Origin of the sequence: Roseofilum sp. SBFL (assembly GCF_017746885.1) — a bacterium.
In the GTDB taxonomy this organism is placed as follows: Bacteria; Cyanobacteriota; Cyanobacteriia; order Cyanobacteriales; family Desertifilaceae; genus Roseofilum.
The window spans coordinates 1-23,756 of the sequence record NZ_JAGHZH010000147.1 but is presented as its reverse complement, the minus strand read 5'-3'; the positions used below and the strand labels follow the sequence as shown (position 1 = coordinate 23,756).

Sequence of the window (23,756 nt, the reverse complement as noted above, 5' to 3'; positions counted from 1 at the left end):
GGCCCAGATAAGGATGAGTGATATTGGGTGTCGGCAAGGGTATATACTCTTTGGTCTGGTTAGATCGTCGCACTCTTTCCCAGAATTGGACTCCGTTTAGGGCATAGCCATAATCGCTTCGGTAGGTTCCTTTGAGCATTTTCTGGGCAGTCGCTTCTTTCACAAGCTTCGCCGCTATTCTCACTCCTAATGAGAGATTCCCTAGTCCCAGTTTTCGTAATATTACTTTTTCCTCATCACTTAGTCCAGTGATTGGGGATATTTTCTGTCGGATTATGCCAGCCCATGGAGTGCCGATGGATATATATCTTCTTTGGTTACCCTAGTTGGGTTTCCAGCTTGGATATATATCTATTTTAGCACTACACAGGATTATCTATGTTTCATTGGAGATATTATGAGACTTTTCTATGTGATACCAAATCCGGGTAGTACAGGTAGAGATGGATAGCAAGAAAATTGGCATTAGAACAGCATCTGTTTATTTTCTATACTATTCGGATTTGGTATGAGTTACCTAGGGCTGACCTATAGGAAGGGATGGAGTTAGGATGATTTTAGGTGCAAATCAGGTGTAGCGCTCCCTTGGCATTGAGGGGGTCAGTGGTGGAAAGTCTGCTATGCTTTGGTTTGTTGTTAATGGAGCTAAGCAGACTCGAACTGCTGACCCCCTCAATGCCATCGAGTATAATAGTCTGTTCCCTATTGTCATTCCACAAAACGATGAAACGGATATCAACCATAAGGAGCTGCACTGGTAAATTCGATCGAGTAGGAAATCGGGTCAGTTTGGTTAGGCGGGGAAACTCGATTAAACTCCGATGGTCTTATCAAAAACGCGAATATTCCCTCTCTGTGCCTGGAGGGATAACCAAGGCTTCAGTCGAGGCGGCCTACACAAAGGCGGGGGAGATCGCGGCCGATATTTCCTTCGACCGATTCGACAAAACCCTAAACCGCTACGATTCCACCAAGGGTCGCCCGGCCCAATCGGAGGAAACAGTGGAAACGCTTTGGGCTAAATACAAGGAGACTCAAAAGCACAAGGCAGCCAGAACTACCCAGCAAAACACCTGGAAAGAGATTGATCGGGCGATCGCATCCCTCCCCCCAAAAGCGCTGAATCTTTCCAACCTCGATCGCCTGGCCGATGAATATCTCAAAATCCGGGCAGCATCAACCGCTCACCGTCACCTGGCAACTTTGCAGCCTGCAATCAGAGTGGCTGTACCTGGGGTGAAATTGCGCGATAAACTCCCAAAACAACCCCGCAAAACTATCCATTATTTCACTCCTGACGAGGTTCGGGTTATCTTAAACATCTTCGTCGGCAACCATTACGAACACTATGTAACCTTCCTAGCCGCTACTGGATGCCGTCCGGAAGAGGCGATCGCCCTCCTTCCGTCTGACATCCTCCAATCCTTTGATGGAACCGAGTGCAGCATCACCAAGGCTTACAGTAAAGAGATTCTCCAGCCTTACACTAAGAACCACCTGAATCGTACTATCCCCCTATCCGACCAAGCCTTATTGTCTGTCAGTCACTGCTATGGCGGTCTTATCTTCCCATCCCCGGCAGGCAGTTTTATTAATCAAAAAAATTTTCTGAGAAGAGCGTGGAAACCGTTGATTAATCCCCTTGCCCCTAAAACCATAAGGAGATATCTTCCCCCTTACGCCCTTAGACATTCTTTTATCTCCAATATGCACTATGAGCATGGAGTTCCCCTGCCTACGATCGCCTTCCTTGTCGGGGATAAGATCGAAACCATAATGAGATTCTACGCCGGGCGACAAACGGTTAAATCGTCGGAGTTACCGATTCTCTACTAAACTTCACGGCGGATCGGGTTCGTAAATATTGACCAACAAATACCAGTTAGGCTCGTTCACGTACCGCCTATAACGTCCTTCCCATACCTTATCAAACTCGACTTTCTGTAGTGTTGCCTGGGCTGCTAAGGTCTCTGGTATTCCTGGATACTGGATAAAATGCTTATTTCGATCCGATGGAATAATTCTAAGTGCATCTCCCCAAATCCAATCCCCCTCAATAAACCATCCTCTACAAGTCCATAAAACGGAGGTTGTCCCGTCGGTGACCGGTCGTCCTGTAGGTGACAGGAACTCAATAACAAAGTATCGATCCAGAGGGGGGTTGTTGAATACGAATTTTTGCACAGCAGGGTTATCAACTGTATTCCCGTAAATGGGAAACTTGACAACCCCTAGCGGTAAGTAAGCCATGCCCCTTACATATTCATAGTGTAAGTTTCCAGGATATTATCATCCGGGACAAAGGGTAAATGAGTAGACTTATTGAACTCCGCACTAAGCACGAATGCACCAGCCTCCTGTATTAGCCCAGTCCCTGGGTCGGTCGCTCGTCCCACTGGAAATTTTCGCCACCGATAGCGTTTCCCAGCAATTCTAATCTGCTTGGGTTTTTTCGCTTTGAGCATAGTCCCCATCAGTTGCAGGCACATCAACACATTAAACCATTTAGGGACGGTGCAAGAAGCCGTTTTACTGACGTAGTATTTTTTCGCCGTTCCCTGTCTGGTTAGTAGCCGGGTTTGTTGAGATGGAACGATGATCCGCTTTCCTGCGGGCTTTCTCTTTAAAGCTAAATTTTTAGTCCCGACAAACCCTGCGACTTGCTTAGATACGCCTTGCTCTGTGAACTCTAGCCCAGCCCTTTGGGTAGAAGTGTAAGCGTTTGTCTTCTTAAGATAATTCGTTACCTCCTCATCGTCCTGTTGCGCGACAACGGGAACATTAAAATAAGAGTTGAAAATTTTCTCTACAAACAACTCAACTAAACCGCCATAGAGCTTACGAGTTCCCGATTGCCCCGGATCTCGCGATTGGAACCAAGCAACTAAGACCCGCTCTCGCTCTGATGCATTCTCCGCAACAGGGACTACACTACCCTGTGCGGCTTCGATTCCTGGCATAATTAATTACCTCCTAGTCGTTTCTCATCAGGGACTGACTATGGGGCGGGGATAGCCTCTAGGCTATCTGCGATATTAGTCTCCATTTTGCTAGATGTAGTGTTCCACGCTACCCCGTCAGTGGGTAAAACAACAGTGGCGGTGAATTTCTTAGATGTGTAATTAACGTCGTAGCTCACGGTTACACTTCCCTCGAACTCAGTCTTGGCTTTATTCGCGGTAGCTGTATCGATGATAGATTTAGCTAAATCACTCGCAATGCTCATAGGTTTTTCCTGAAAATTTTGCAACCCCATTTTAATCAAAAGACATGAGGCTCAACCCTCTTTTTAGCTACAATGTGGAAAATCAGACTCCTTAAGGGTTTTAATAGTTCACATCTAAGCCCAATAACAATCATGTCCGTAGTTCAAATTCTCGAACAATTCGATTTTAGTTCCTACCCAGAGGATGGCTGGTGGGTACTCCTCCCTCCACAAACCCAAGATTTGCGCCTTAAAATCCTTAATCTAAAATGCAACGCCCAACGCAGTCTAGGGGGGGATGGATTACTCCGATGGGCACAGCCAGAGGAATTATCGAATGAATCTCCAGATACTTATGCGGAAAAAGTCTGGAAAAGCGAATGGATGGGAGAACACTACCGAATTGACTTATATATGTTCGGACAAAATAAGGAAGTAATTATTAACAGCCTGCCAATCGTCAACCGGGGTTTTCCTTACGACAGAGATATGTTGAGCAACACCAGCACCCCCGGTGGTTACTTTGACTTGCAACAAGGTTTTGGCTTAAAAGTAAAGTTCGTTGACAACGGATTTGGAACCCCTCCCCCTATCCCCGGTCAGTTTGTCGCCATCTTTGGCACAGGCCAGTCCGGATCTGACTCCTTCAGTGCGCCTCAAATCAATGTTGATGCCACCACCAGCGTAACCAACACGGCTGATGGACAAACTATCAAGTCCGGTATGTTGCCCAAAGCTAATTGGGAACTCTCTGGGAGCGAAAGCGCCCCATGGGCCCCCGGAGCTACTTACTACGAATACACCCAAGGAGATTTACTCTATATTGCCGATGGAGATGAAACGACTAAATGGGAGAGCGCAACGAACGGAAACAGCCATGATAAAAAAATTAAAATCCATTTAGGGAAAGAATACCAAATCAATGGAATTAGGATTAAAACTGGTGACTTCCCTAATAAATTGAAGGGGAGGGTTTTGGTTTCAACCGATATGGGAACATGGAGGGAAGTATACCCCCTGGGATTTTTAGAGGGTGATATAAACTTTGCCAAAGTCGCTGCAAGATGGGTCAGCATTGAAACAAAGGTTCAGGACAATACGCCCTATGAACAATGGCACATTTATCAAATTAGTTTATTTGGCGATATCACTCAAGAAACAGAGACCGCAAACAACCCAATACTATCCCCATTTACATGGGTTGTAGAACATATCTATTGGGGTGATCAGTCTGCAAATTTCGGCAACCCACCAGTAGAGAGGTTACCAGCCAACAACTACGGGAAAATAGACAGTGATGGTGAAGGAAGTCCCCACCTGGTTTATCACCCATTTCAAACCGTATTTCCCTCTAATTTCTATGGAGAAATTTGGACTCCAGAAGAAAAGATGCATAACGAGATATGCGGATTGGAAATTGACCTAGGGAAAAACTTTGATATTGAGCTAGTCGATGCCCAATTTGAAACCAGCCCTAAGCAATGGAGGGGTTATCTCTATGGGAGCAAGGATGGAGCCGACTGGATATCCCTTGCAAGCGGGTTTATTTCAGAGCTGAAAAACACGGCGATCAACTTTTCTCAATGCAGATTCTTGAGGGTTATCAATGACAGGCATGCTAATGTTGCTAATGGATTAAACACTCCACCAAGATTGAATAAACTTAATGTTTATGCTTCTGTTTCGATGCAGCAGATAGAACCCATTACAACACCCACTGAACCATCCGCTATTACGACTGCGGTGCTAAGGCTAGACCTTTCTGGAAATTCGGAAGGGTTATTAACAAGTACATCAGGGTTTACCTTGGTATCTGGTGGTGTTGCGCCTACAGTGTTAACAGAAAATGGGAAAAAACATATCCAGTGGAGATATCCGAATAACTCTGTAGATATGCATCTTGTACACCCTCAAACTGCAATCAAGGGAATATTGGCAGAGGTGAAATCCCCTACTTCTTTTTGGGGACATAACAACCAATCAGGATGGTCATTTGATGGTTTTTTTGGAGGTATCAACCCTGACACATTAATATTTAGATTCAGAGAGGGAAACACGACGATGGACTTTTTTGGTAGAGTTGTTAGAGTGCTGAGAAACTCAGAGGAAATTAATGCACCTTATGATTTAACTCCTATTAATCAGTGGATGTGGATACTTATTGAATTTGATGATACTTATACTGCTGATTGGATGCTAGGGAGGGCATCCCTCTCAGGGTGGCGAACGGATTGTGATATAAGACAATTCATGGGGTGGGAAACAACCCCATCAGATTCAGAGATAGACGAAGTGATCGCCTATCTTAGTTGATTTTTTTGGCATAGACTTCCTACTGCCCCTAGTGCTTTTACTTGTCTGTAATGTCTCTGATTTCTGCTGTTTCTTCAAGATGCCTACCGTAGGGTTTTTCCCTTCCTCTGTCGCTGACCGATGTGCCGCTTGCTGGACTTTCGTTTGGAGGCACAAGTCCGTCCTCCACTACTTTCCTGAACTTCCGGAAGTCCTTCAACCCTTTGGGGTCGTAGTTATCATCATCTTCGTCTTCTCCTATCCCCCGTTTCTCTCTTTCTGCTGGAGCGGTTACTGCGTGATAGGCGTATTTTGCTCCGAAGTCAATCAAGTAGTCGGTGAGTTTTTGCTTTATACCATCTCTGTGTTTGCCAACAGAGATGGTATGAGCAGCCCGGACAATTTGGTAAATATTTCTTACAAGGTACAAATCATCAATTAAATCGCGCCCTTTTTCTGGGTCGAAGAAGTGGGCTTTGACCGCCATCTTGGACGGTTCAAGGAAGGCTTTCAGCTCTTCGTCTGGATCAGGGTATTTCTCTTTCCACTCATCCCACTTAATCGAATTGTTTGGGTCGTTGTCAGTCTCAGGTAGCGTGAATTCCGCCTGCAAAAAATTCTTAACCTCTTCCGTCTCTATCCCCGACCATTTCACGAATTGGTCGAGCATATTTCTGGCTTTGTAAGCTTCCTCCCTGGCTTTGTAGGATTCCAGGAGACATTTCATCATTATGCTTTTGGCGTTCCCTTCGTCATCCTGGAGGTTGATCACCATCTCGACAATTGCTTTTATAGCCTCTCCAGGTGTTACCATTTCAAACTCTTCTGGGATTGACTCCCCTGAGGTCTTTGCCCCCTCTACTATGTGCGGGGGGACTTTTATTTTCATGGGGAATTCATCCCCAAACATGGTGTCAACTGCTTGGATGAAATAGACGATTAAATCGGGTAACGACCCTAGTTTTGTTGTTCCTCCTCCAAAGATCTCTTCTAACCAACCGACATTTGTATCCATAAATGGGTGTTTTGGCATTTCTATTTGGTCATAGTCGGCTCCAACCCATTTTTTTATCATTTTTAAGTCCTTGATTATTCGGTTTTGGTTTGCAAGGGTTTGATTACAGCAGTTCATGTCGCGTCCTTTTGATTTTGGTAATGGGCTATAGTATGTAGGCGGGGGGATGAATTCTGTGTATATTTGAAAGTAGTAGTTAAACCCGCTTTCTGCGTGTGACATCGAGCCGTTGATGTAATCTGGGCCGTGCCAAGTCCCATCCTCCATTAGCCTGTAGGTTGCTCTTACAGGGGAATAAAAACTATTGGCACTACTCCCAAACCACCACCCTAATTTTTCAGAAAGCAGTCTTGAGGCGAGATTAATATACCCCTGCCAGTGTTGTTTCCCTTTAAACCAAACTTTAGGTCTTCCAGTCGAGTCTTGTGGCCACCCATCATTTAGATGCTCCCCGTCCCGAACCAAGAAATAGAAGAACATATTCGCGCCATCAGGGAAGCTGGGGGTGCTATAGGAGTTGCCCTTGCAAGCATTTACATTGACTCCTATATAAATCCCGGCTTTACCGTTGAGCATATCAACACCAGGGGTACTTTCTTTTGGAATAGGAGGTATCCATATCCCCTCCGGTTGGGGGATATCGTATTCAGGAGGAAAGGTTGGGGCTTCACTCCCTCTTGTTACGCCCCCTATGGTCTGTCCAGAGTCCCCCCAATCTAGGTTACTTGAATCCCCCATTTGGGGTGGTTTTTCCTCTTCTTCTCCTTCCCCCTTCTCTTCTTCTGGGTATCCCTCTCCTATGCTTTCTATATCTTTTACCCATTGTTCGGGCGTAGTCCAGGGCTTTGGTATCTTTGGGCGGGGAATATCGATTTTATCGAATTGCTCCCCCATCCACTCCCCGATAGTTTCAACCCCCGATAAATACGCTTCTCCTATTGGTGCGAAAGGGTTCCCTCTCCCCTCACTTCTTCTCCTAAAAGGAGCAGGGGTTTTATACCCTCCTGTTCTAGATGTCCCCTTCGAGGTTGGCTGTCCCTTGGGTCTGGGTTGAGGTGTCGGCATTAGGCAAACTCCCTAGGGATATCTGCAAAAGCAGAGGTTAGAAATTCGTCGATTTCTTTGTCATATTGGGGATTATCTAATTTTTGCCAAAGGGGGATTTTTAGACTCCTTCGGCTGACGGCTTCCTCCCTGGAGTCATAAAGCCTTACCCGCCCGGTGCTGTCCGCCCCTGTACGGAAGAAGGTGACACTATAGGGGTAAATTCTAATCTTCTCTTTGTAATTTTTGTTAGCCGTGTTCTTCCGGTGGGTTTTTTTTTGCGTTCCTGAGCTTTCTGCGATGATTTTAGAGTCGGAGAACTTCATCAAATTTTTAATTATTCGCTCTGCAACGTCTTCATTTTCAGCCCAAAGCGTAGTGTTCGCGCCGCAACTTAGTTTTACCCAGAAGCGGGACGGGCCTGACACAAACCCCTGTGTCCCTCCAGCCGCCTTCTGCAAACCCCTCCAGGTTATGCCGGTTTTCTTTAGGTCGGGAATAGTTAGGGTAGAGGTTTTGAATTTTTCTCCCCTAACACGATAGGGTGGTGTAACTTTTGAATACCACAAAATGACAGCGCTTATAGTGTGGACTTTCTTCATCTGATATTGTGGTGCAGGCTCCCCTACATATTGCCCAATGTCTTTCCCGTACATCATTTGGTATTGAGCTAAAAATGATGTGGTTTGCTGGCGAACTAGGTTCTCTTTTCCATAAAAACGATATTCCTCTCCTTCTTCTTTATTGGGGGTGACTACTACGATTTGGTCTTCCCCCAGCACTTGGTCTTGAATCGTTGTAGACTGTAGCGCTTGGTAACTGTCAATGCCATTGGCGATGACTACAATTGCTTCGTTGCAGGCATCCCCAAACTCATCAAAAAATTCTTCTGTGAAATTGCGGGTATACTCATTAGAAATGGATTCTATTTGGTCATCTTTCCACTTTGAGAGGGAGATAACGTCCCCTCCTGGCTTACCCCATTGATCTATTAAGTCTGCATATTTTTCTCCAACAATTTGCTTTAACCATTTCTGATTTTTCAGGAATCTACGAGTATGTTTAAATGTTTGAGTGAAAGCGTTAGTTGCGATGATATCGAATAGACTGTATGCGACTTGAGACCATGCCTGAAGTACCTCCTCTTTTGCCTCTTCTCCTAATTCAGCCGCGACCGCAGCCCCCATAGCGGGATCTATCTTCATTAGAACCGCCGCCCCAACCCCTCCACAAACCCCCCACCCCACAGATGCTCCGAACACCCCCCCAGCTACCCCCGACAGGGCTAGAAGATCCGAGTTCAATTGATCGTCGATAGCTATATCACTGATATTCCAGTTGAATCTCCATAAATACTGAATTGATTGATTCACCCATCGAATCACTGCCCCCGCGCTGAAGCCTAAAGCCCCACCAAGCCACTTTAGCCCGCCCCATATTCCACTCCCTACACTGGATAGCCCCCCCCAGACCATACCCAATGCACTCCCCACCCCTCCTAGCCATTCGTCCCATTGCTTGGTAACGGTGCTCTGCTGATCTTTCCACGCTTGGGTGAACCCTCTTGTGTATTTCTTTATTGTTCCCATGGACTATTGGATCGTAAGGGTGCCTTAATCTATTTTATCCCATCCTTTCATACAAGAAAAACAGAAAGGTTATAAGTGCAGGTAATGTAACTGAAACCCATTTCCAAGTGTTGACAGAGCTACTAACTCTAGACTCAAATCTAGAGAAAGATTCTTGCTTGCTCTCAACGTTTTCTAATCTTTGAGTTATTTTGGTTATCTGTTCTTCGAGGTCTCGTTTCCCTAGGTTTTGCGTGTCTACAAGCTGCTGATAATTGTTGAATACTTCCTCTTTTAAGCCTTGATATCGATCCAATTCAACTATGGCGATCGCGACCTCCTGCATGAGTTGCTCTATAACCGATATCAATATATCAAGCGATTGTCTCTCTATCATCCCCTTCCTTTAGTCTCCTTTTAAGCCGTTCAAAAATAATTTTGGTTCTTTCAAGCCTTCTCTTGAGAACGGCGAGGCTGTAGTTTTCAGGGGCTGCATCCCACTCTACATACTTCATCGCCCCTCTAGTTATTCTTGCCATTTCCCTACATTCCTTGATCTACTCCTGTGTCTGTCCATGCTAACAAAAAAATTTTACTGCCCCCTTCGGAAATGCTTCTGATGCCTACGGTGTAATAGTTTCGGCGTTTTTGCCTTTACCAGGGAAACGGTATAGAATGGGTAGCTCAACGGTAGGGGATAGGTAGATATTGACCCAAGGCTTACCTGTTCCCTACCTAGTCCCTACTCAGGAGGATTATGGTTCATGAGGAAGATGTAGAAGTAGAGCTTTTCATTCCAAATGCCCAAGCCATGGAGATACTGGGTATTAAGGAAGCCCAATATTCAACGGACTTGAGGGTGCTAAGGGGACTCCGGGACCGACGGGAAATAACGGAGGACTTCGACAGCTACCCCTATGACCCCTGCCTATCTCCAGAGGCTTTTTCGATTCTCAAGCGCTATCGGCAACTGGTTCGACAGGCCGGAGCGCGTCAAGCAGTTAACCAAATTAAGAGGGAATATGGCAACCAACGCGAATAAGGCAATCAACGGCGGCGCGAGTCCGCAAAATCATCAACCGACTCTGACCGGTGGGTACGCTGGCGAGGATGGGCAAATGATTGATATGGCCTCGGATAATTGGGGACTGCAACTGGCTGATGCGATTCGGGCGGCTAGTTGGAATAAGGCGATCGCCAATCTCAATAGTGGCTACTGTGGCCCACAAACCCAGAAGGCGATTGAAAACTTTGCAGCCCAATGGAACAGCGTTGATTACGACAACATTGCCACGGGAAAGACAGCCAAGACCCTGAAGCCGAGCAGCTCAAAATCCTATTTTGCCTTGCCTGCTGCATTAGAAAACGGAGGCGAGTAGAATGGTCAATTCTCAATCATCTGGGGTTCTAGGCAGTGAGGCGCTCTAACCCGTGGGACAAGCGCCCACCTAACTATCACCCCTTGCTGTTTATGATCTTAGGTGCGCTCCTGACGCTCACTATTTCTCAGTTCTTAATCATTGAAATACAGGTGCAAGATCGATGGGATTACTCGGATTCTTAAGCAATTCTGACGGGGGGAGGATCGCCCCCGTTCAAGGGCAGTCAAAAAACTTGGATGCCAACTCGGTTCACATTAAAAGCGCCGAAAACGCCATTACCCCAGACAATCCTGGGAAGTGGGAAAAGTTCCGGTATGCCCCAGTGGTCGAGCAAGCGCGGCCATTTTCCCCAGAGGAAGCCGAAGCGCTGCGCGAGAGAGCCAAGGATTCTGTCGTTCAAACCCGGGCCACCAAAAAGGCTTACACGGCCCTGGAGCGGATGAGTAACAACCATACCAAGGTGAATAAATATCACGAAAGGTACAGGAGGAACGAGGCTCGAAACGAGAAGCGGATGCAGGGATACGCAAATACCAGCGCGAAGTTCCTCCACTCGCAACGGGCGGGTTACGCCAAGATGGGTCAGTCTCTGAAACAGGCTGAACAGGCGGCCGATCTGGCCATTGCTCAATTGCAAGCATCGTTATGACGGCTTGGCCATAACGTTATGGCCAGAGGACACCTGGCCATAACGTTGGCATTCGTTCCAACCAACTTAGGTCTACCATGATTATTATGTATCGGATTGTAGGGTTTTCCCTCCTCATGGGAAGTGCCGCCAGCTTGGTTAGTTTGGCGGCCTTACTAAATGTCAATTTTCGGGAAATCGGGTTGATTGCTGCTGTTCTTGCTTCCGTTGGGTTAGGCATGGCCGGAACGGTGGTCTACTACCAACGGGAATCATTAGGGGAACAGTTTGCCCTCTCGGTCGTTTTGGTGGCGGCGATCGCCCTCGTTCTTTTTGTGGGGGCGGGTATTCAATGGGCATTTTAATTAACGACTCCAGCCGTCAATCGATAATTAAGTTCTGGTTCACCCTCCATATTGTCGCCGTTACAACTTCCGTTATTGGCGTTATAACTTGGTTCTCGACTCCGTTTTTCACCCGCAATGTGCAAGAGAACCGTTATCACCAGTTTTTTCGGTGGGGGTCAGTGGCGATCGGGTTGACCTCCGGTGGGTCTTGCCTCGGTTCCAGTTTGCTCTTAGCCGAACTGGAACCGAAGGTAAAAGCCCTTCAAAAGTATGAGTTAGCCCAGTTTAAGCACTCTGTGGCCAGTGAGTTGCATCTGGCTCAACAAACCAACGTCGCAGTTGCTCAAGCGATCGTTATGGAGCGCCAAGACAGCCTCGGACTGAACCAAGCAGAGGAAAGTTACGAGAGTTATAACGGTTACGATAACGAAAACTTCGAGGGTTATAACGGTTCTAACGAAACTAACGGTGTAACGGAACAGGAACACGAGCAAGTGGCGATCGCCTTGGCTGACGGAGTGGCCGACTCCGAAATCATCAAAACCGTCCTCAAGTGCGGCGGTGCGAAGTACCAGGAGGGTAAAGCCAAACTGGAGTGTATCAAGAAAGGGTTAAATCAAGAAGAAGGAGAAGATACATGAGCAACAACTTTCGCGAGTTAACCATAATCCTATTGAGCGCGTCAGGAGAGTTGAGGCTTTCCGAGTTTGAATTTCAGCTTATCGATGTTGCCGTCAGTAAATGGGCTGAGATAGCTAAAGAGGGGTCGCGGGCATTTTGGAAGGATTATGCCGATCTATCTAAAAAGATCCGGGACCACCGACAGAAAAAAAGGGAGCATGAAGAGCAGGAATCTGAGGAGTTTTACCCCTATGTTGGGTATGGCGAGGATTGTCGTAATGATAGGTGGGAACAAGCTCTCTTTGGTAGTGACGAAGAGGATGAGCCTTAAAACCACTCTCAAGTGTGGCGGGCTAAATACCAGGAGGAGGAAGAATGAATCAGGAAAAAAGGTTGATTGTAGTGGATGGCGATCGGCACGAAGGGAGGGAATCCGAATATGAAAAATTAGTTGCCGATCTGGACATCGACATTCCTCTGGGGAGAGAACTTGTTGTTTCCCCCTGGTATAATCCCCCGACTCTACACTTCAGTAAACTTAATCTCGCTGAAATTGGAGACGACAGACCGGCTGATACCAGGATTAGGGATCTTCCCCCTGGTTGGTCAGAGGAGCAAGTAAAAGATCTGTTCGGTGGCGATGAAGGGTGGACTGTTTACTTCCGTCGCAACGATGATGACTCCTTTGATGAGGATGAACCCTTTATCACATAAGGCGGCAGGGCTTGCCGTGTCAGTCTGCGGAGCGAGTGTAAGACCCGAAGAGAGTAAATCTGTGAAGGTAACTGCTATGAAACAGAAACCTAAATCGTGAGGTTTAGGAATCCCCTCGCCTTTAGGCAGGGGTGGATGTCAACCCTGAAAGATGGTAACCAGTTCTCAAAAAGAAGACCCCGGTTGATACCGGGGTCTTCTTTTCTCTATCTATCATCATTCAAATCCCTTCGCAGTTGCATCAACTCTAGCTCTATCGGGTCGTCAACTATGGTGGTGGGGGATTTCTCTTTTCTTTTGTGGAGGACCTGACGATTGCGGTTAAGATTGGCCCGTTTGCGGGACCGTTCCTGGCGGCGGTGGAACAGAACTCGGAAATGGTAACAGTAGGCGGTGGCTACAAACGCTATTGGTAAAACGATCGCGATCACCCCATCAACCAAGTAACTTGGAACCCCAATCAGAAAAGGTGCAACAGAAAGCACCCCAATGAAAAACACAAGTTCATCCCCCAATCCTCTCCTCCAGTTGGCGATCGCAGGGATAAATGAGAGCATTTCTTGCTCCCCAGAAAGTTTCCCCCCGATCTGCCGAACATGGGCATAGACAAATGTGGGAAAGATGGTCAGGGGGACTACAAACAGAACTAGGGCGATCAGGGCAGAGACCCCAGAGATGATGGAATAGTCACCAGCGCTGATCGCAAGGAACGGCAAGGTAAGCACAGCTATCAGAGGGGAAATCGCAATAAGGGCGTAAGCGATTAGGCTGGCGGTCATCCAGGTGAGCAAAGCGCGTAGCCAACAACTAGGGAATGGAAACCAGCGAGGATATTTCATAGTAGGTCACCGATTGTCATTCCCCGATTCTACCCCGTAACTTGGTATCAAAACATTAGTTTTTGTCACAAAGCAGAGACCCCGATCGCAACAGGGAGGGCGATCGGGGTTCTTATGACATCGGCGTTAGCGCTTGCGATCCAAACAGCGCTAATATCATTCTAGCTCTCCAGAATCTTCAACAACTTTCCATCCTGCCCACTCTTGAACAACTTCCTCCGGGCCTTCTTCGTCTTCACCAAATCCTGAATCTTGATAATCTTTCGGGTCTGGGAGCGAGAAAAATCGTAATTCCCCACCCAGTCCTCGATGATCTCCTCCAGCAACTCCTGGGCACTCTCCTGGTCACCAGCCCAGACCGCCCCAGCAAGATCGTCCGTTAACCGCTTGATTGAATCTGGCATTCCGTCATAAAGCCATGATTTACGTGGATCAAGTTTCATTGCATCGCCTCCTGATTGTCATCGGTTCAAGTTAATTTGGAAGTTCCTCTACGTTTTTATGGCAACTCTTCCACATCAAGTTCTCCTACAAGGACTCGAATGAAATCTCCATAGCTAACCTTGCAAATTTTGCTGATCGTGACTATTTGATCTGGAGTCAAGCGAGGGGCGCTGCCTCCAGCAACCCATCGCTCATATGTCCGCGTAGTCAGCCCTAGCGCCTCTGCAAATTTTTTTTGGCTCAGATTGGTTCTGTGCTTCCGTAAGACTTCCAAAGGATAAGGAACCTCTATCTGCGTAGTAGGTCTTGACATTTTTATTATGACCGACAATAATGTCGGTGTCACCTCAAGGTTTGGCAAACGCACCCAAGGGCTGCTGGCAACAGCCGAGGGGTGACACCCCCAATGGGGGGGGATTGATTATATAGCAAAGAGAGGAATTGCCTATAGAAAAACAAATCCCTCAATGGTGTCCTTGTTTGAAACCATCACAAGCTCCTATTTGGCTAAGTCAACACACGGGAGGAGAAAGCACCTCCTCCCTTCCTCTCAAAGACCCGCCACAAACGGGGAGAGAACAGAAACAAAAAAGCCCCACTCCTCGCAGGAACCGCCATGGACGGGAGAGGAGAGGAGCCACGATTAAAAACACACCAAAATTATGGCATTTAACTTTCTTGAGATAAAGAAACTCGGAACCATCTACCGAGCATTAGAGGAAGCCATCAAAAGCTTCCCCACTGAAGGATTGCAAAAGACCGCCGACATTATCGGCGCTCAAATTCTCTCGAAATCAGATATCGGGACGGCAGAAGGGCACAGGACAACCATCTATTGCTCTCTCCAGGAATTCCCCCGACCCGCTTACAGCATCGGTGAGTACGTCGAATACATTTTTGTTGAGAACCTGGCGATCGACTTTGGACGCAAACACCGGGGCATCATCATTGGCATGGCCTATCACCAGAAGCCAGAGACCATCCCCACCGGTTGGTGGTACGACATTCGCCCAGACCACGATCCCATCGAGCATGAATGTCTGCATCAGCACATGATTATTGGACTCGTCCCCATCTGGGAGTCTCCCAACTACACCGAGATGAACGAAGAGACCCAAGCGCTCCTCGATAGCTTCTTGACCAACTTCGAGAAAAGCCACGGACTCCTATTCCCAGAAGAACAGGAGTCCGCCTAATGATTATCAAGATTGGTGACACCATCACGGCTAGAGTCCTCTTCTCAAAGATTGAGGATGTATGCAATGTCTAGAGCCAAAAAGACGGCCAAACCAGCCAAGCAACTCAACCTGGTTGGAGCAAAGGAGGAAACCAAATGAAAAGAGAGTATTTCCTCCTCTCCATCCGTGACATCGCTGGCGTTTTCCAGGTGAAATTCCAGTGCCCTCTATTGTACATAGTCTTCCAGTGTGGGATAACTCCCCACACAAAGAGAGGGCGACTCCTCCTTCTCTGGGAATTGTTCCCCGTTCACCTTTACGACGATGGAGAGATTGACCTCTACCTAGATCATGTGGACTGGCTTCAATCTACCCACCCTTGGTTCATCTCATTCTGCCAGGGCTGGGAAGGGAGGTCACAAGATGAATAACCCATTGCAACTTACCGAAGGGCAGCGCCACCTATACCATGACCTCAACTCCTGGAACCCCAAAGCCGCCCAACGCTACCTGCAATCCCTTCAGGACTACCGCAACGGGAAGCGCTGGGCAACCCCCGCCCCATTTTCTCGCAAGAATGGGCATTCGCGGGAGCAAATCAGGACAGTAGTTAGGATGCGATTTAGGGGATCTTCCTTCCCAGAGATATCGGAGAAGCTGGGCATCCCTCTCTCCTCATGTTTCAGGATTTGCCAGAAGAATGGAGTCCTTTCCGTCGAAAAGAGGGGGCATCATGGCTGAACCTCAAAAACGACATAACGCCGAAGCCGCCCTAGAAATCTTACGCCGGAGACTTAAGAGCAATCCCCGAAACGCCGTTGAACTCTCCTGGAAGTTCATCCGCAAATCACTCAACCGTCCCCAAAGGGAAGACTCATGATTAAAACCAACTGTACCCCCATCCCAAAAAACGCATCAGCCCAAGAAATCTTGGACAAGGCGAACCTAAACTGGAGGGTCAAACGCTCCCCCCGATTCTTTTTTCACTCTGGCAAATTTGTAGAAGTTCCCGGTAAATACTCCCTCCTTCGCACCGATCGAGTCGAAGAACTCACTACCGCCCCCGAAAACTGGCAAAATTCCCAAAACCAAGACATCGTAGCCGTTTTTCACCAATTCGCCCAAGATGCAGGAATCACCCTAACCCATGCTGGCCCCCTCAACGGAGGAAAGCAGATTTGCCTCATCGGAGATCTGGAGAAAGAGTACGACGTGCAGAAGGTTGGCGACATCACCCACTGCTACTTACAGCTCATCGGTTCCCATGAATGTGGCGTTGGCCACCAAGTCCGCATCCTTGCTGAACGGTTAGTTTGCACCAACGGAGCCACCCGCAAGGTTGTCCAGCACAAGCAAGTCCTTCGCCACTCCCCCGACGTTCTCCAACTCCTCCAACAAGGACTAACCCTGGCTGTTCAAGAATGGGAAGGGCTGTGTGAAGACCATGAACTTTTAGCCGATACCCCCATGGATCAATCCCAAGCAGCCATGCTACTGATTGAGTCTTTTGGCTATCCCGAAAAAGGACTAGAGGAGCAACCCCCAGTCGTCCAGACCGCCCTTCAGCTATTCGACGGCCAGTTAATTGGCGGTCATCTCCTTTCCGTCTACAAAACCGCTTATGGCTTACTGCAATCCGTGACTGAATACTACGGTCACCATCACCGATGGAGAAACTCCACCGACCACTTCGCCAGCCTGACTATTGGCAGCGTCGCAAACCAAGTCCGTCGATTCGAGCGTCAATTAGTGGGGGTATCAAATCATGGATAAAGTTTCTGGAATGTCCTACATCTGGGGCGACTCAGACCCCCAGATACATGGCTACCTCACAAATGGGCTTAATCAGCTTCCCTTGGTGGAGCGAAATCAAGTGGCCAGACGATTCATTGAAGTATGGTGTGAATCTTGCGCCGAAGAGGATGAATGCAACATCCTCTTCGACTTTCTATGCGATAAACCCATCGAAGAGTGGAAAGTGCAAGCCTGCTTCCCCTTTTGCGAACAGTACACAGAGAAAACAGGAGGTTTAGATACCCATGAATAATACCCCAAAACTCATCAAACAGCAAGCCACCCGTATCACCTGCCCCAACTGTGGTGGGCGTGGCCGTCGAATCCGCCAATTTGAGGGATATTTTTGCATCCTTGCCTGGATCGAGTGTTTCGATTGCGATTTTTACCGCCAAGAATTTGATAAATCCGCACTAACCCGGCGAATTTGGTAACCCTTCCACATCCCCGTTTAACGCGGGGATGAATCCCTTCCATTGATTCACTAGAGGACATAAAAATGAACCGTTTCAACGCACCGATCTCCGCAGATCTGAGGGAGCAAGTCTACACCTTCACTGGGCATCGATTTGAGTCTATATCGACACTGGAATCACTCGTTTTGCAACTTGCCAAGACGGTCGGGTTACTCAAGCACCGTAACCAACAACTTTCCCATCGAATCGATCGCACCAAAAAGTCCTATGAATTTGCCAAGCTCGAAGGGCAAACCTGGCGCGAAAAGCTCGAAAACCAACAAGCAAGCTAAGGAGGACTGATTTATGGACTGGAATTTCACCGACTGGGCCTTTGTGCAAAAAGCCGCCCCAGTTATCTTCATCGCCGTTTATAAAAAAGGGGCTTCCATCCCACTTCTTGAGAGCGAAAAGAACGACCTTGTTCAGGAGGCTGTGGACATTGCTGTGAAGATGAGTCGTTCCATTCGACTCCGCCAAGAAGAGATGGAAACCCATACCGGGCTACCCACCCCCAAACACCACCAGAGAGGAAATTTTTGATGTTTATCCAACTATCCGATCGCCTGATCATTAATAAAAACTAGCTAGAGAAGATCGAGTTAACCCCCTTATGTCCAGGGCTGTCCGAGGATGAGATCCTTGATCGGGAAGCAAAAGAGGGGGATAATTCACCTGGGGAGTTGTCGCCCGGCTCCACAAAACAATGAGGGTGGTTTTATTTCGGGGCGATCGCAGGGAAGCAACTCAGTATTTCGGCTTCTGCTCCACCTACCTAGGGCAATGCCTCCAGCGTGGATTAACCCCACTCCATGAAGTAGAGAAGATGATCGATCCATCGCCATTAAAGGAGGTGAAATAATGACACTCAGTGAAGAAGAGAGAGAGGTTATCGAGTGGGCATCTCCAGGGGCAGATAGGATCGGAATCATCCATGCGGAAGCAGACGGATTACACGACCTTTTATCGGATCTAGCCCAAACGATTCTTAGCCTGAAGGAGACCATAGCCAAAGAGCAGGCAATCCGAGCAGAAGCAGAAAAAGGGAGTGTTCCCACCAACAAATGGCTGGGGGAAACGGAGAAGAAATTGGGCTGCGCGATCGGAATAGAAGGGGAGCATTGGGAGGTAATAGCAACCCGTCTAAGGAACCTCATCCAAGATGGTGATTATCACCTCCTCAATATGCGAGGAAATTTAAGTTTTTATCAAGAAAAACTTGATTCCATTGAGGAGGCGCTATTGGAAAACGCATTAGAACTGAAGGGGATTAGGGGAATAGTTTCCTCTGATTGCCAAGATTTACCGCACCCCTTATTACCCAGAAAAACCACCCCGCCATTGCCCGACGACCCGTTTCAACCTAACTAAAACTTGCTGGAGGAAGGGGGAGGAATCCCCCTTTATTTAACCCATGATTACCGAATTCGCCCTACACAGAAGGTTCACCCCACCACCGCCGAGAGACGAACTACCACCCCAAAACATCGAAGCAGAGGAATCAATCTTGGGGGGCATACTTTTTGACCCCTTGGCCATAAAAAGATGCAAAGATGAGGGACTGGAGCCAGATCACTTCTCCCTTAATGCCCACCAAGCACTATACAAAGCCTTTCTGATAATAAATGGGCAAGGAGACCCGACCGACTTTACAACCGTCAACAGTTGGCTCTTTGACCATAATCTACTAGACAAAATTGGCGGTCAGAGCAAACTGGTGCAACTGCTTGACCGTGCTGTAAGCACAGTGAATATCGATGAGTACGCCAAACTCGTCATCGACAAATGGCAACGACGGGCCATCATCACCAAGTCCCACGAATTAATCGCCACAGCCCAAAGTGGAGCAGCAAGAAAAGAGGATCTCAGATCCCTTAAGCATCAGCTCAACGCCCTCTTGGAGATGAAGGGTGTTCCCAGTAAGCGAGATTTTACTCAGCTAGATACCCAACTAAAAGAACTAGATGAAGACGACAGCCCCTACAGGGACATTGAGCTAAAGCGCCTGGCCAAAGAGTGGGAATTTTCCGGATTAAGGGAGATGAAGGCATTTCACGCTCGATGGTTGCTCACCAAGGAGAAGGCAAAAGCCTACACATTGGACGAGTATGAGGAACTCTGTGCCGACATGAAGATGGACTGGATACTTCCCAGTTTTATCCCGCGCCAATCGCTGATGTGCCTTTACTCCCCCGGTGGCGTAGGAAAAACCTGGCTGTTGTTTTCAATTCTTAGAAGATTGGTAGAAGGAACTGGATGGGGAGGGTTTGCCCCACAGAAACCGGTCAAGGCGCTCTGCATAGTAACAGATCAGGGGAGACGGCAAAATAACCGGATGCTTGACCTACAAGAGTATTATTCCCTGCCCCGTGACCTAAAGAAAAATTTCATCATGATCGATGAGAAGTGGTCAACCGCGAATAACGGGCAACTTAGAGAATTAATTAGGTCTCACCGCCCGGATATCGTGGTAATCGACAGTCTCACCTCAGTCTCTGCCGGTTCGATCATCCAGGAGAACGAAGCTCCCTTCGCCATTCCCTTGATTCATTGGCGAGAAATGTGTACTGAGTTTAACTGCTCATTCATGGTGATCCACCATGCGAATAAGGGAGGCAATGGGCAGGTTCGCGGGGGGATGATGCGAGGGACAACCGCAATCTTCAATACCTGTGATGAGGTTTGGAAGCTTGAGCCGAAAAACCCAGCACTTCCCCAAGACGGCAACATCTTAGAGATAGAGAAAAGCCGCAGCCGGGACTTGTGCAAGTTCTTGCTCAAGAGAGATCCGGAAACAGATACGTGGATTCCAATGCATGAGATTGATGGAGAGGACGAGTTGGAACTAAACTCACCCCTTCAGCAGCAGATTCTAGATTTCTTGGTGGCCCATGGTGGCAAACATGAGAATGAGGAAATCGCCCACGCTTTGGATATTTCCCTCAATACGATCCGGAAGGAATTAGGGCGGATGGCCTCATCTGGGGTGATTGGAGTTCAAAAGGGCAACCGAAAAAGGTCGGTCTACTTCTCTCACTTCGCAACTGATCCAACTGATCCGCAACTGATCCAGCCCTCCGGATCAGGTGGATCAGCACCGAGCGAGACAGCTAAACCCCCCGAACCGCAAGGGTTACGGCTATTGTCCGAGATCGAAAAAAAATCACCTGATCCAACTGATCCACCTGATCCACAGAAAAAACCGGATCTGAAGAGAGAGGTGAAAAAAAGAAAAAAATGCGGATCAGTTGGATCAGGTAGATTAGACGACCCTCAAACCCAGACAGAGGCTGGCATCCCACCTGATCCAAAATCGCGGATCAGTTCGGATCAGTTGGATCAGTTGGAGGTGAAAAAGCCGAAAAACCCCCCTTATTGCGAAAAAGAAGAAGTTATTGAGAGTGAGGGTTTACATTCCGTTACAGAAAAAAGGGGGTTTAAACCTGGCGATCGCGTGGGCTTTACCCTCTTACATATTGAAGAGCCGAATGTAGCCAAAGGAAGGAGGAAGAAGGTTAATTACCATGGGGTTGTCTCTGATTCAAACGGAGGAACCACTTACATCACCCCCGTTGGACGGTTGGGTGATGATGCAGCCCGGAAAGAATTCCCTCCTATCCCCTGGATTAGACACTGTTTACCCGATCACTCTGAGTTAATAGCCGCCTCTACTCGCTCAATATGGAGGATTGAGTCCCTAGAGCGATCGCCGGAGCCAACGCCTGATTTACCGAAAAAGGGCGATCGCGTTTATGTCCCCTTAGATGGTCACTGGGAATTAGTGGAAGTGCGGCGAGTCCATAAAAAGGTTTTTTCGGCAGACAGACTAACAAAGTTCGATCGCGAAAAATTAGAAACTCCTATAGCCCATGGATTGAAGGAATGGAGACCGCAGCCCGACCCCATTTATATTTATGAAAGTGCTGGAATAAAAGACAAGAAGGGATGGGTACAGGGCTGGTGGATTAAAAGTATTGACCGCACCCATTACCATTGTTATCTTACTGGGGTCGGGGAGAGGAAGGCGATCGGCAAGAGGGAGGTGAACCCAAAAGACCTTAGATTCCCCGACTGGGTTTACGACCCGATAGAGGATTGACATCTAAATATCGGGCAAATGTCGAGCGATAAAACCCAGCCAAGAGCCGCCCGACATTTGCCCAAAATAACCCTAATTTTCGCCAAAAGTCGGGCGAATCTCGTTCAGTCTGTGGCTGCGCTGTTATCGCCGACTCGCAAGAACCCTTGCTGTGACTGGAATGGAGCTAACCGGACTCGAACCGGTGACCCCCTCAATGCCATTGAGGTGCTCTACCAACTGAGCTATAGCCCCTAAATTCCATTTACTATCTTGCCTTGATCAGGGGTTAGTTGTCAAGAGCTAAACCCCAAAAAATTTCTGCTCTAGGCCGATCGCCCCCCAGAAAGCGATAAAGTAATCAAAAGATCGTTGAGTAAAGAATCACGGCTATGAGTTATTCCCCCTATTCACCTCCTAATGCAGAACCCATTGATGCAGATGCCTTGTTGTTGCAACTGCGCCGAAAACAAGGTACATGGGTTGAGTGGGGACAGGCCTGTAGCCAACTGCAAAAAGCAGGATATGCACCCGATCGCATTTTTGAAGAAACTGGATTTGAACCCGTACAACAAAATCAGGTGATGGTTGCAGCCCAAGTCTACACCAGCTTAACCAAAGCTGAAATTAAAGAACCAGTGCGATCGCACTTTAACCAAAAAGGCTCAGATCTTCTCTATGAATTCCGCATCCTTACCCAACCCCAACGGGTAGCGGCTGCTGAATTTAGCCTGGATCATAACCTGGATGCCGATCAAGCCCATGAACTGGCCAAAGCAATCAAAGACTTCTCCCGCAGTAGTTCGTCCGCTGAAGGTTTTTCGCAGCATCCCGGAGATATTATGGCCCATCAGTGCTGGAAAAGCGCCCGCCAACACAAAGACATTCAAGAGCGATCGCGCCTAATTGCGAAAGGTCTGCGTTACGCCCAGAGTAATACTGCTCGCCAACATCTGGAACATCTGCTCACAGATTTTACCGTCGTTCCCCAAAAAAGTGCCCCCAGATTACCCGTATATCGACTAGAATCGGCTGACGAATCGCCCCGGGTGATTCCTGTCGTTGGTCAATTTCCCCTCACCCTAGAGGATTGGAAAGCCGTACCCTTGATTGAAGCCCTTGACCCATTTGGAGTGGTTCGTACTCAAGGAGCATCGGCCTTTGTCGCAGTTCCCGGATGGTCGATGATCCGAGCAATGGGCGATCCGATTGCTCTCTTAGCTCACAGTGATGAACTCCCTGGATCACTATCCGAGAATTCAGAACCGGTTTTAATGTTAGTGGATCGCCAGGAGCGACAATGGGATAGCGATCGCTATTTTCTAGTAGACATCGACGGTCAATTAGAACTTCAATGGTGGGAAACGGAACCCGATCAACCCCTGTTAGCACAATTGGTCTTAATCATGCGCCCCCATCGTATTCTAGACGAGGACTTTACCAAAGAACTCTGGCAAATTGAAGAATGAGAATGATCCTTCTTGGTAATGCCGGTGCAGGAAAAAGCACCATGGCCCGTCGCTTAATTAGCGATCGCCCCATTCCCCGCCTATCCCTGGATGAAATTGCCTGGAATCCAGGGCCAGAACGAAAACCCCTCAATGAAAGTATTACCTTATTGCTCTCGTTTATCCAGGATAATCAACAATGGGTAATTGAAGGTTGCTATGCTGATATTATCGAAGCCGCCTTACCCTACTGCACTGAACTGCGCTTTCTCAATCCAGGCATAGAAACCTGTATTGATCGCTGTTACCAACGGCCTTGGGAACCGGAAAAATTTGCTTCTCCCCAAGAACAACAAGCCATGCTTCAAGTTTTGGTCGATTGGGTCAAAGAATACGAAACTCGCAGCGATGAATACGGACTATCCCGCCATCGTGCCCTTTACGATCAGTTTTGTGGAGAAAAACAGGAGTTTACCCATATTGAGCAGTATTATTCAGAGTTAGTATAGCAGAGTAACGGTAAAGTGAGGACACTGGGAAATCTATCTTGAAACTGAACTACTTTTGCCCTTAAGGGGTGACAAGGAGGCTAAAAACTAGACTGTATAAGGGATAGAGCCTGTAGCCCTTGGGGAAAAAACCACCGCTTATGAGGTTTGCACTCCATTAATTCTTCAGCTAAAGAAGAGCCACATTGGAAGGAG

Annotated in this window: 27 protein-coding genes and 1 tRNA gene; 19 read left to right on the top strand and 9 right to left on the bottom strand. The window is 47.8% G+C overall.

All coding sequences use genetic code 11. The features are described 5' to 3' along the window. Window positions 1–723: 723 nt before the first annotated feature. Window positions 724–1,836, top strand: a complete 1,113-nt coding sequence (locus tag J7545_RS15760) for a tyrosine-type recombinase/integrase (protein WP_318719842.1) — start codon at window positions 724–726, stop codon at window positions 1,834–1,836. 3 nt (window positions 1,837–1,839) lie between these two features. Here J7545_RS15760 and J7545_RS15755 read toward each other — a convergent pair whose 3' ends face one another. Both J7545_RS15755 and J7545_RS15750 read right to left on the bottom strand, forming a co-directional pair. Beyond that, window positions 1,840–2,250: a hypothetical protein gene (locus J7545_RS15755; RefSeq protein ID WP_318719841.1), complete on the bottom strand. Its 411-nt coding sequence runs from the start codon at window positions 2,248–2,250 to the stop codon at window positions 1,840–1,842. A 5-nt stretch (window positions 2,251–2,255) separates the two neighbouring features. Next, a complete protein-coding gene (locus J7545_RS15750) occupies window positions 2,256–2,960 on the bottom strand; it encodes a hypothetical protein (protein WP_318719840.1) in 705 nt (234 codons plus the stop codon). Between the two features lie 398 nt (window positions 2,961–3,358). Here J7545_RS15750 and J7545_RS15745 point away from each other — a divergent pair, with 398 nt between their 5' ends. Next, the gene (locus J7545_RS15745; RefSeq protein WP_318719838.1) at window positions 3,359–5,518 is read left to right on the top strand and encodes a discoidin domain-containing protein; all 2,160 of its coding nucleotides are present in this window, start codon (window positions 3,359–3,361) and stop codon (window positions 5,516–5,518) included. Between the two features lie 37 nt (window positions 5,519–5,555). On the opposite strand, the gene J7545_RS15740 is transcribed toward J7545_RS15745, so the two are convergent. The 3 genes from J7545_RS15740 to J7545_RS15730 all read right to left on the bottom strand — a co-directional run bounded on the left by J7545_RS15740 (window position 5,556) and on the right by J7545_RS15730 (window position 9,663). Beyond that, on the bottom strand, window positions 5,556–7,577 hold the full coding sequence (locus J7545_RS15740; RefSeq protein ID WP_318719836.1) for a hypothetical protein: 2,022 nt from the start codon (window positions 7,575–7,577) through the stop codon (window positions 5,556–5,558). Continuing rightward, window positions 7,577–9,145, bottom strand: a complete 1,569-nt coding sequence (locus tag J7545_RS15735; protein WP_318719833.1) for a hypothetical protein — start codon at window positions 9,143–9,145, stop codon at window positions 7,577–7,579. Before J7545_RS15735 ends, J7545_RS15740 begins: the two co-directional genes overlap by 1 nt. Before the next feature lie 353 nt (window positions 9,146–9,498). Beyond that, window positions 9,499–9,663, bottom strand: a complete 165-nt coding sequence (locus tag J7545_RS15730) for a hypothetical protein (RefSeq protein WP_318719832.1) — start codon at window positions 9,661–9,663, stop codon at window positions 9,499–9,501. A gap of 218 nt (window positions 9,664–9,881) precedes the next feature. Here J7545_RS15730 and J7545_RS15725 point away from each other — a divergent pair, with 218 nt between their 5' ends. The 7 genes from J7545_RS15725 (at window position 9,882) to J7545_RS15695 (ending at window position 12,816) form a co-directional block, all read left to right on the top strand. Next, window positions 9,882–10,166, top strand: coding sequence for a hypothetical protein (locus J7545_RS15725; RefSeq protein WP_318719831.1), 285 nt, complete (start codon window positions 9,882–9,884; stop codon window positions 10,164–10,166). Further along, window positions 10,147–10,503 carry a hypothetical protein gene (locus J7545_RS15720; RefSeq protein ID WP_318719830.1) on the top strand — a complete coding sequence of 119 codons (357 nt, stop codon included), beginning with the start codon at window positions 10,147–10,149 and terminating at the stop codon, window positions 10,501–10,503. The genes J7545_RS15725 and J7545_RS15720 overlap by 20 nt, the downstream gene beginning before the upstream one ends. A gap of 163 nt (window positions 10,504–10,666) precedes the next feature. Continuing rightward, window positions 10,667–11,155 carry a hypothetical protein gene (locus J7545_RS15715; RefSeq protein ID WP_318719829.1) on the top strand — a complete coding sequence of 163 codons (489 nt, stop codon included), beginning with the start codon at window positions 10,667–10,669 and terminating at the stop codon, window positions 11,153–11,155. A gap of 77 nt (window positions 11,156–11,232) precedes the next feature. Then, the gene (locus tag J7545_RS15710) at window positions 11,233–11,499 is read left to right on the top strand and encodes a hypothetical protein (RefSeq protein WP_318719828.1); all 267 of its coding nucleotides are present in this window, start codon (window positions 11,233–11,235) and stop codon (window positions 11,497–11,499) included. Next, on the top strand, window positions 11,487–12,122 hold the full coding sequence (locus J7545_RS15705; RefSeq protein WP_318719827.1) for a hypothetical protein: 636 nt from the start codon (window positions 11,487–11,489) through the stop codon (window positions 12,120–12,122). Before J7545_RS15710 ends, J7545_RS15705 begins: the two co-directional genes overlap by 13 nt. After that, window positions 12,119–12,433 (top strand): hypothetical protein, encoded by a 315-nt coding sequence (locus J7545_RS15700; protein ID WP_318719826.1) that lies wholly within the window; start codon window positions 12,119–12,121, stop codon window positions 12,431–12,433. The genes J7545_RS15705 and J7545_RS15700 overlap by 4 nt, the downstream gene beginning before the upstream one ends. A 44-nt stretch (window positions 12,434–12,477) precedes the next feature. Beyond that, window positions 12,478–12,816: a hypothetical protein gene (locus J7545_RS15695; protein ID WP_318719825.1), complete on the top strand. Its 339-nt coding sequence runs from the start codon at window positions 12,478–12,480 to the stop codon at window positions 12,814–12,816. Window positions 12,817–13,022: 206 nt separating this feature from the next. Here J7545_RS15695 and J7545_RS15690 read toward each other — a convergent pair whose 3' ends face one another. From J7545_RS15690 to J7545_RS24140, 3 genes are all read right to left on the bottom strand, one after another. Then, window positions 13,023–13,595: a hypothetical protein gene (locus J7545_RS15690; protein WP_318719824.1), complete on the bottom strand. Its 573-nt coding sequence runs from the start codon at window positions 13,593–13,595 to the stop codon at window positions 13,023–13,025. A gap of 221 nt (window positions 13,596–13,816) precedes the next feature. Beyond that, on the bottom strand, window positions 13,817–14,098 hold the full coding sequence (locus J7545_RS15685) for a hypothetical protein (RefSeq protein WP_318719823.1): 282 nt from the start codon (window positions 14,096–14,098) through the stop codon (window positions 13,817–13,819). Between the two features lie 56 nt (window positions 14,099–14,154). After that, complete coding sequence (locus tag J7545_RS24140) at window positions 14,155–14,412, bottom strand: helix-turn-helix domain-containing protein (protein ID WP_413039291.1); 258 nt, start codon at window positions 14,410–14,412, stop codon at window positions 14,155–14,157. A gap of 349 nt (window positions 14,413–14,761) precedes the next feature. Between J7545_RS24140 and J7545_RS15680 the strand changes: the two genes are divergently transcribed. The 8 genes from J7545_RS15680 (at window position 14,762) to J7545_RS15645 (ending at window position 21,625) form a co-directional block, all read left to right on the top strand. Continuing rightward, window positions 14,762–15,295 (top strand): hypothetical protein, encoded by a 534-nt coding sequence (locus tag J7545_RS15680; RefSeq protein ID WP_318719822.1) that lies wholly within the window; start codon window positions 14,762–14,764, stop codon window positions 15,293–15,295. Between the two features lie 715 nt (window positions 15,296–16,010). Beyond that, window positions 16,011–16,157, top strand: coding sequence for a hypothetical protein (locus tag J7545_RS15675; protein ID WP_318719821.1), 147 nt, complete (start codon window positions 16,011–16,013; stop codon window positions 16,155–16,157). After that, on the top strand, window positions 16,154–17,050 hold the full coding sequence (locus J7545_RS15670) for a DUF932 domain-containing protein (protein WP_318719820.1): 897 nt from the start codon (window positions 16,154–16,156) through the stop codon (window positions 17,048–17,050). The genes J7545_RS15675 and J7545_RS15670 overlap by 4 nt, the downstream gene beginning before the upstream one ends. After that, window positions 17,043–17,324, top strand: a complete 282-nt coding sequence (locus tag J7545_RS15665; RefSeq protein WP_318719819.1) for a hypothetical protein — start codon at window positions 17,043–17,045, stop codon at window positions 17,322–17,324. The genes J7545_RS15670 and J7545_RS15665 overlap by 8 nt, the downstream gene beginning before the upstream one ends. A gap of 246 nt (window positions 17,325–17,570) precedes the next feature. Next, the gene (locus tag J7545_RS15660) at window positions 17,571–17,819 is read left to right on the top strand and encodes a hypothetical protein (RefSeq protein ID WP_318719818.1); all 249 of its coding nucleotides are present in this window, start codon (window positions 17,571–17,573) and stop codon (window positions 17,817–17,819) included. Between the two features lie 13 nt (window positions 17,820–17,832). Continuing rightward, a complete protein-coding gene (locus tag J7545_RS15655) occupies window positions 17,833–18,069 on the top strand; it encodes a hypothetical protein (protein ID WP_318719817.1) in 237 nt (78 codons plus the stop codon). A gap of 318 nt (window positions 18,070–18,387) precedes the next feature. Beyond that, window positions 18,388–18,897 (top strand): hypothetical protein, encoded by a 510-nt coding sequence (locus tag J7545_RS15650; RefSeq protein WP_318719816.1) that lies wholly within the window; start codon window positions 18,388–18,390, stop codon window positions 18,895–18,897. A gap of 43 nt (window positions 18,898–18,940) precedes the next feature. Next, window positions 18,941–21,625: an AAA family ATPase gene (locus J7545_RS15645; protein WP_318719815.1), complete on the top strand. Its 2,685-nt coding sequence runs from the start codon at window positions 18,941–18,943 to the stop codon at window positions 21,623–21,625. Window positions 21,626–21,786: 161 nt separating this feature from the next. Here J7545_RS15645 and J7545_RS15640 read toward each other — a convergent pair. Continuing rightward, window positions 21,787–21,859: transfer RNA gene (locus J7545_RS15640), tRNA-Ala, on the bottom strand. A gap of 137 nt (window positions 21,860–21,996) precedes the next feature. On the opposite strand from J7545_RS15640, the gene J7545_RS15635 reads away from it, so the two are divergent. Next, a complete protein-coding gene (locus J7545_RS15635) occupies window positions 21,997–23,073 on the top strand; it encodes a RuBisCO accumulation factor 1 (protein ID WP_318719814.1) in 1,077 nt (358 codons plus the stop codon). Next, window positions 23,070–23,561: a hypothetical protein gene (locus J7545_RS15630; protein WP_318719813.1), complete on the top strand. Its 492-nt coding sequence runs from the start codon at window positions 23,070–23,072 to the stop codon at window positions 23,559–23,561. Before J7545_RS15635 ends, J7545_RS15630 begins: the two co-directional genes overlap by 4 nt. The last annotated feature ends 195 nt before the right edge of the window (window positions 23,562–23,756 follow it).

Coding starts and splice junctions, on each gene's coding strand:
- J7545_RS15635 (WP_318719814.1), top strand. CDS start 21,997: ATGAGTTATTCCCCCTATTCACCTCCTAATGCAGAACCCATTGATGCA.
- J7545_RS15720 (WP_318719830.1), top strand. CDS start 10,147: ATGGCAACCAACGCGAATAAGGCAATCAACGGCGGCGCGAGTCCGCAA.
- J7545_RS15730 (WP_318719832.1), bottom strand. CDS start 9,663: ATGGCAAGAATAACTAGAGGGGCGATGAAGTATGTAGAGTGGGATGCA.
- J7545_RS15755 (WP_318719841.1), bottom strand. CDS start 2,250: ATGGCTTACTTACCGCTAGGGGTTGTCAAGTTTCCCATTTACGGGAAT.
- J7545_RS15715 (WP_318719829.1), top strand. CDS start 10,667: ATGGGATTACTCGGATTCTTAAGCAATTCTGACGGGGGGAGGATCGCC.
- J7545_RS15695 (WP_318719825.1), top strand. CDS start 12,478: ATGAATCAGGAAAAAAGGTTGATTGTAGTGGATGGCGATCGGCACGAA.
- J7545_RS15685 (WP_318719823.1), bottom strand. CDS start 14,098: ATGAAACTTGATCCACGTAAATCATGGCTTTATGACGGAATGCCAGAT.
- J7545_RS15760 (WP_318719842.1), top strand. CDS start 724: ATGAAACGGATATCAACCATAAGGAGCTGCACTGGTAAATTCGATCGA.
- J7545_RS15710 (WP_318719828.1), top strand. CDS start 11,233: ATGATTATTATGTATCGGATTGTAGGGTTTTCCCTCCTCATGGGAAGT.
- J7545_RS15690 (WP_318719824.1), bottom strand. CDS start 13,595: ATGACCGCCAGCCTAATCGCTTACGCCCTTATTGCGATTTCCCCTCTG.
- J7545_RS15650 (WP_318719816.1), top strand. CDS start 18,388: ATGACACTCAGTGAAGAAGAGAGAGAGGTTATCGAGTGGGCATCTCCA.
- J7545_RS15665 (WP_318719819.1), top strand. CDS start 17,043: ATGGATAAAGTTTCTGGAATGTCCTACATCTGGGGCGACTCAGACCCC.
- J7545_RS15725 (WP_318719831.1), top strand. CDS start 9,882: ATGGTTCATGAGGAAGATGTAGAAGTAGAGCTTTTCATTCCAAATGCC.
- J7545_RS24140 (WP_413039291.1), bottom strand. CDS start 14,412: ATGTCAAGACCTACTACGCAGATAGAGGTTCCTTATCCTTTGGAAGTC.
- J7545_RS15750 (WP_318719840.1), bottom strand. CDS start 2,960: ATGCCAGGAATCGAAGCCGCACAGGGTAGTGTAGTCCCTGTTGCGGAG.
- J7545_RS15645 (WP_318719815.1), top strand. CDS start 18,941: ATGATTACCGAATTCGCCCTACACAGAAGGTTCACCCCACCACCGCCG.
- J7545_RS15675 (WP_318719821.1), top strand. CDS start 16,011: ATGGCTGAACCTCAAAAACGACATAACGCCGAAGCCGCCCTAGAAATC.
- J7545_RS15745 (WP_318719838.1), top strand. CDS start 3,359: ATGTCCGTAGTTCAAATTCTCGAACAATTCGATTTTAGTTCCTACCCA.
- J7545_RS15705 (WP_318719827.1), top strand. CDS start 11,487: ATGGGCATTTTAATTAACGACTCCAGCCGTCAATCGATAATTAAGTTC.
- J7545_RS15660 (WP_318719818.1), top strand. CDS start 17,571: ATGAACCGTTTCAACGCACCGATCTCCGCAGATCTGAGGGAGCAAGTC.
- J7545_RS15735 (WP_318719833.1), bottom strand. CDS start 9,145: ATGGGAACAATAAAGAAATACACAAGAGGGTTCACCCAAGCGTGGAAA.
- J7545_RS15700 (WP_318719826.1), top strand. CDS start 12,119: ATGAGCAACAACTTTCGCGAGTTAACCATAATCCTATTGAGCGCGTCA.
- J7545_RS15740 (WP_318719836.1), bottom strand. CDS start 7,577: ATGCCGACACCTCAACCCAGACCCAAGGGACAGCCAACCTCGAAGGGG.
- J7545_RS15680 (WP_318719822.1), top strand. CDS start 14,762: ATGGCATTTAACTTTCTTGAGATAAAGAAACTCGGAACCATCTACCGA.
- J7545_RS15630 (WP_318719813.1), top strand. CDS start 23,070: ATGAGAATGATCCTTCTTGGTAATGCCGGTGCAGGAAAAAGCACCATG.
- J7545_RS15670 (WP_318719820.1), top strand. CDS start 16,154: ATGATTAAAACCAACTGTACCCCCATCCCAAAAAACGCATCAGCCCAA.
- J7545_RS15655 (WP_318719817.1), top strand. CDS start 17,833: ATGGACTGGAATTTCACCGACTGGGCCTTTGTGCAAAAAGCCGCCCCA.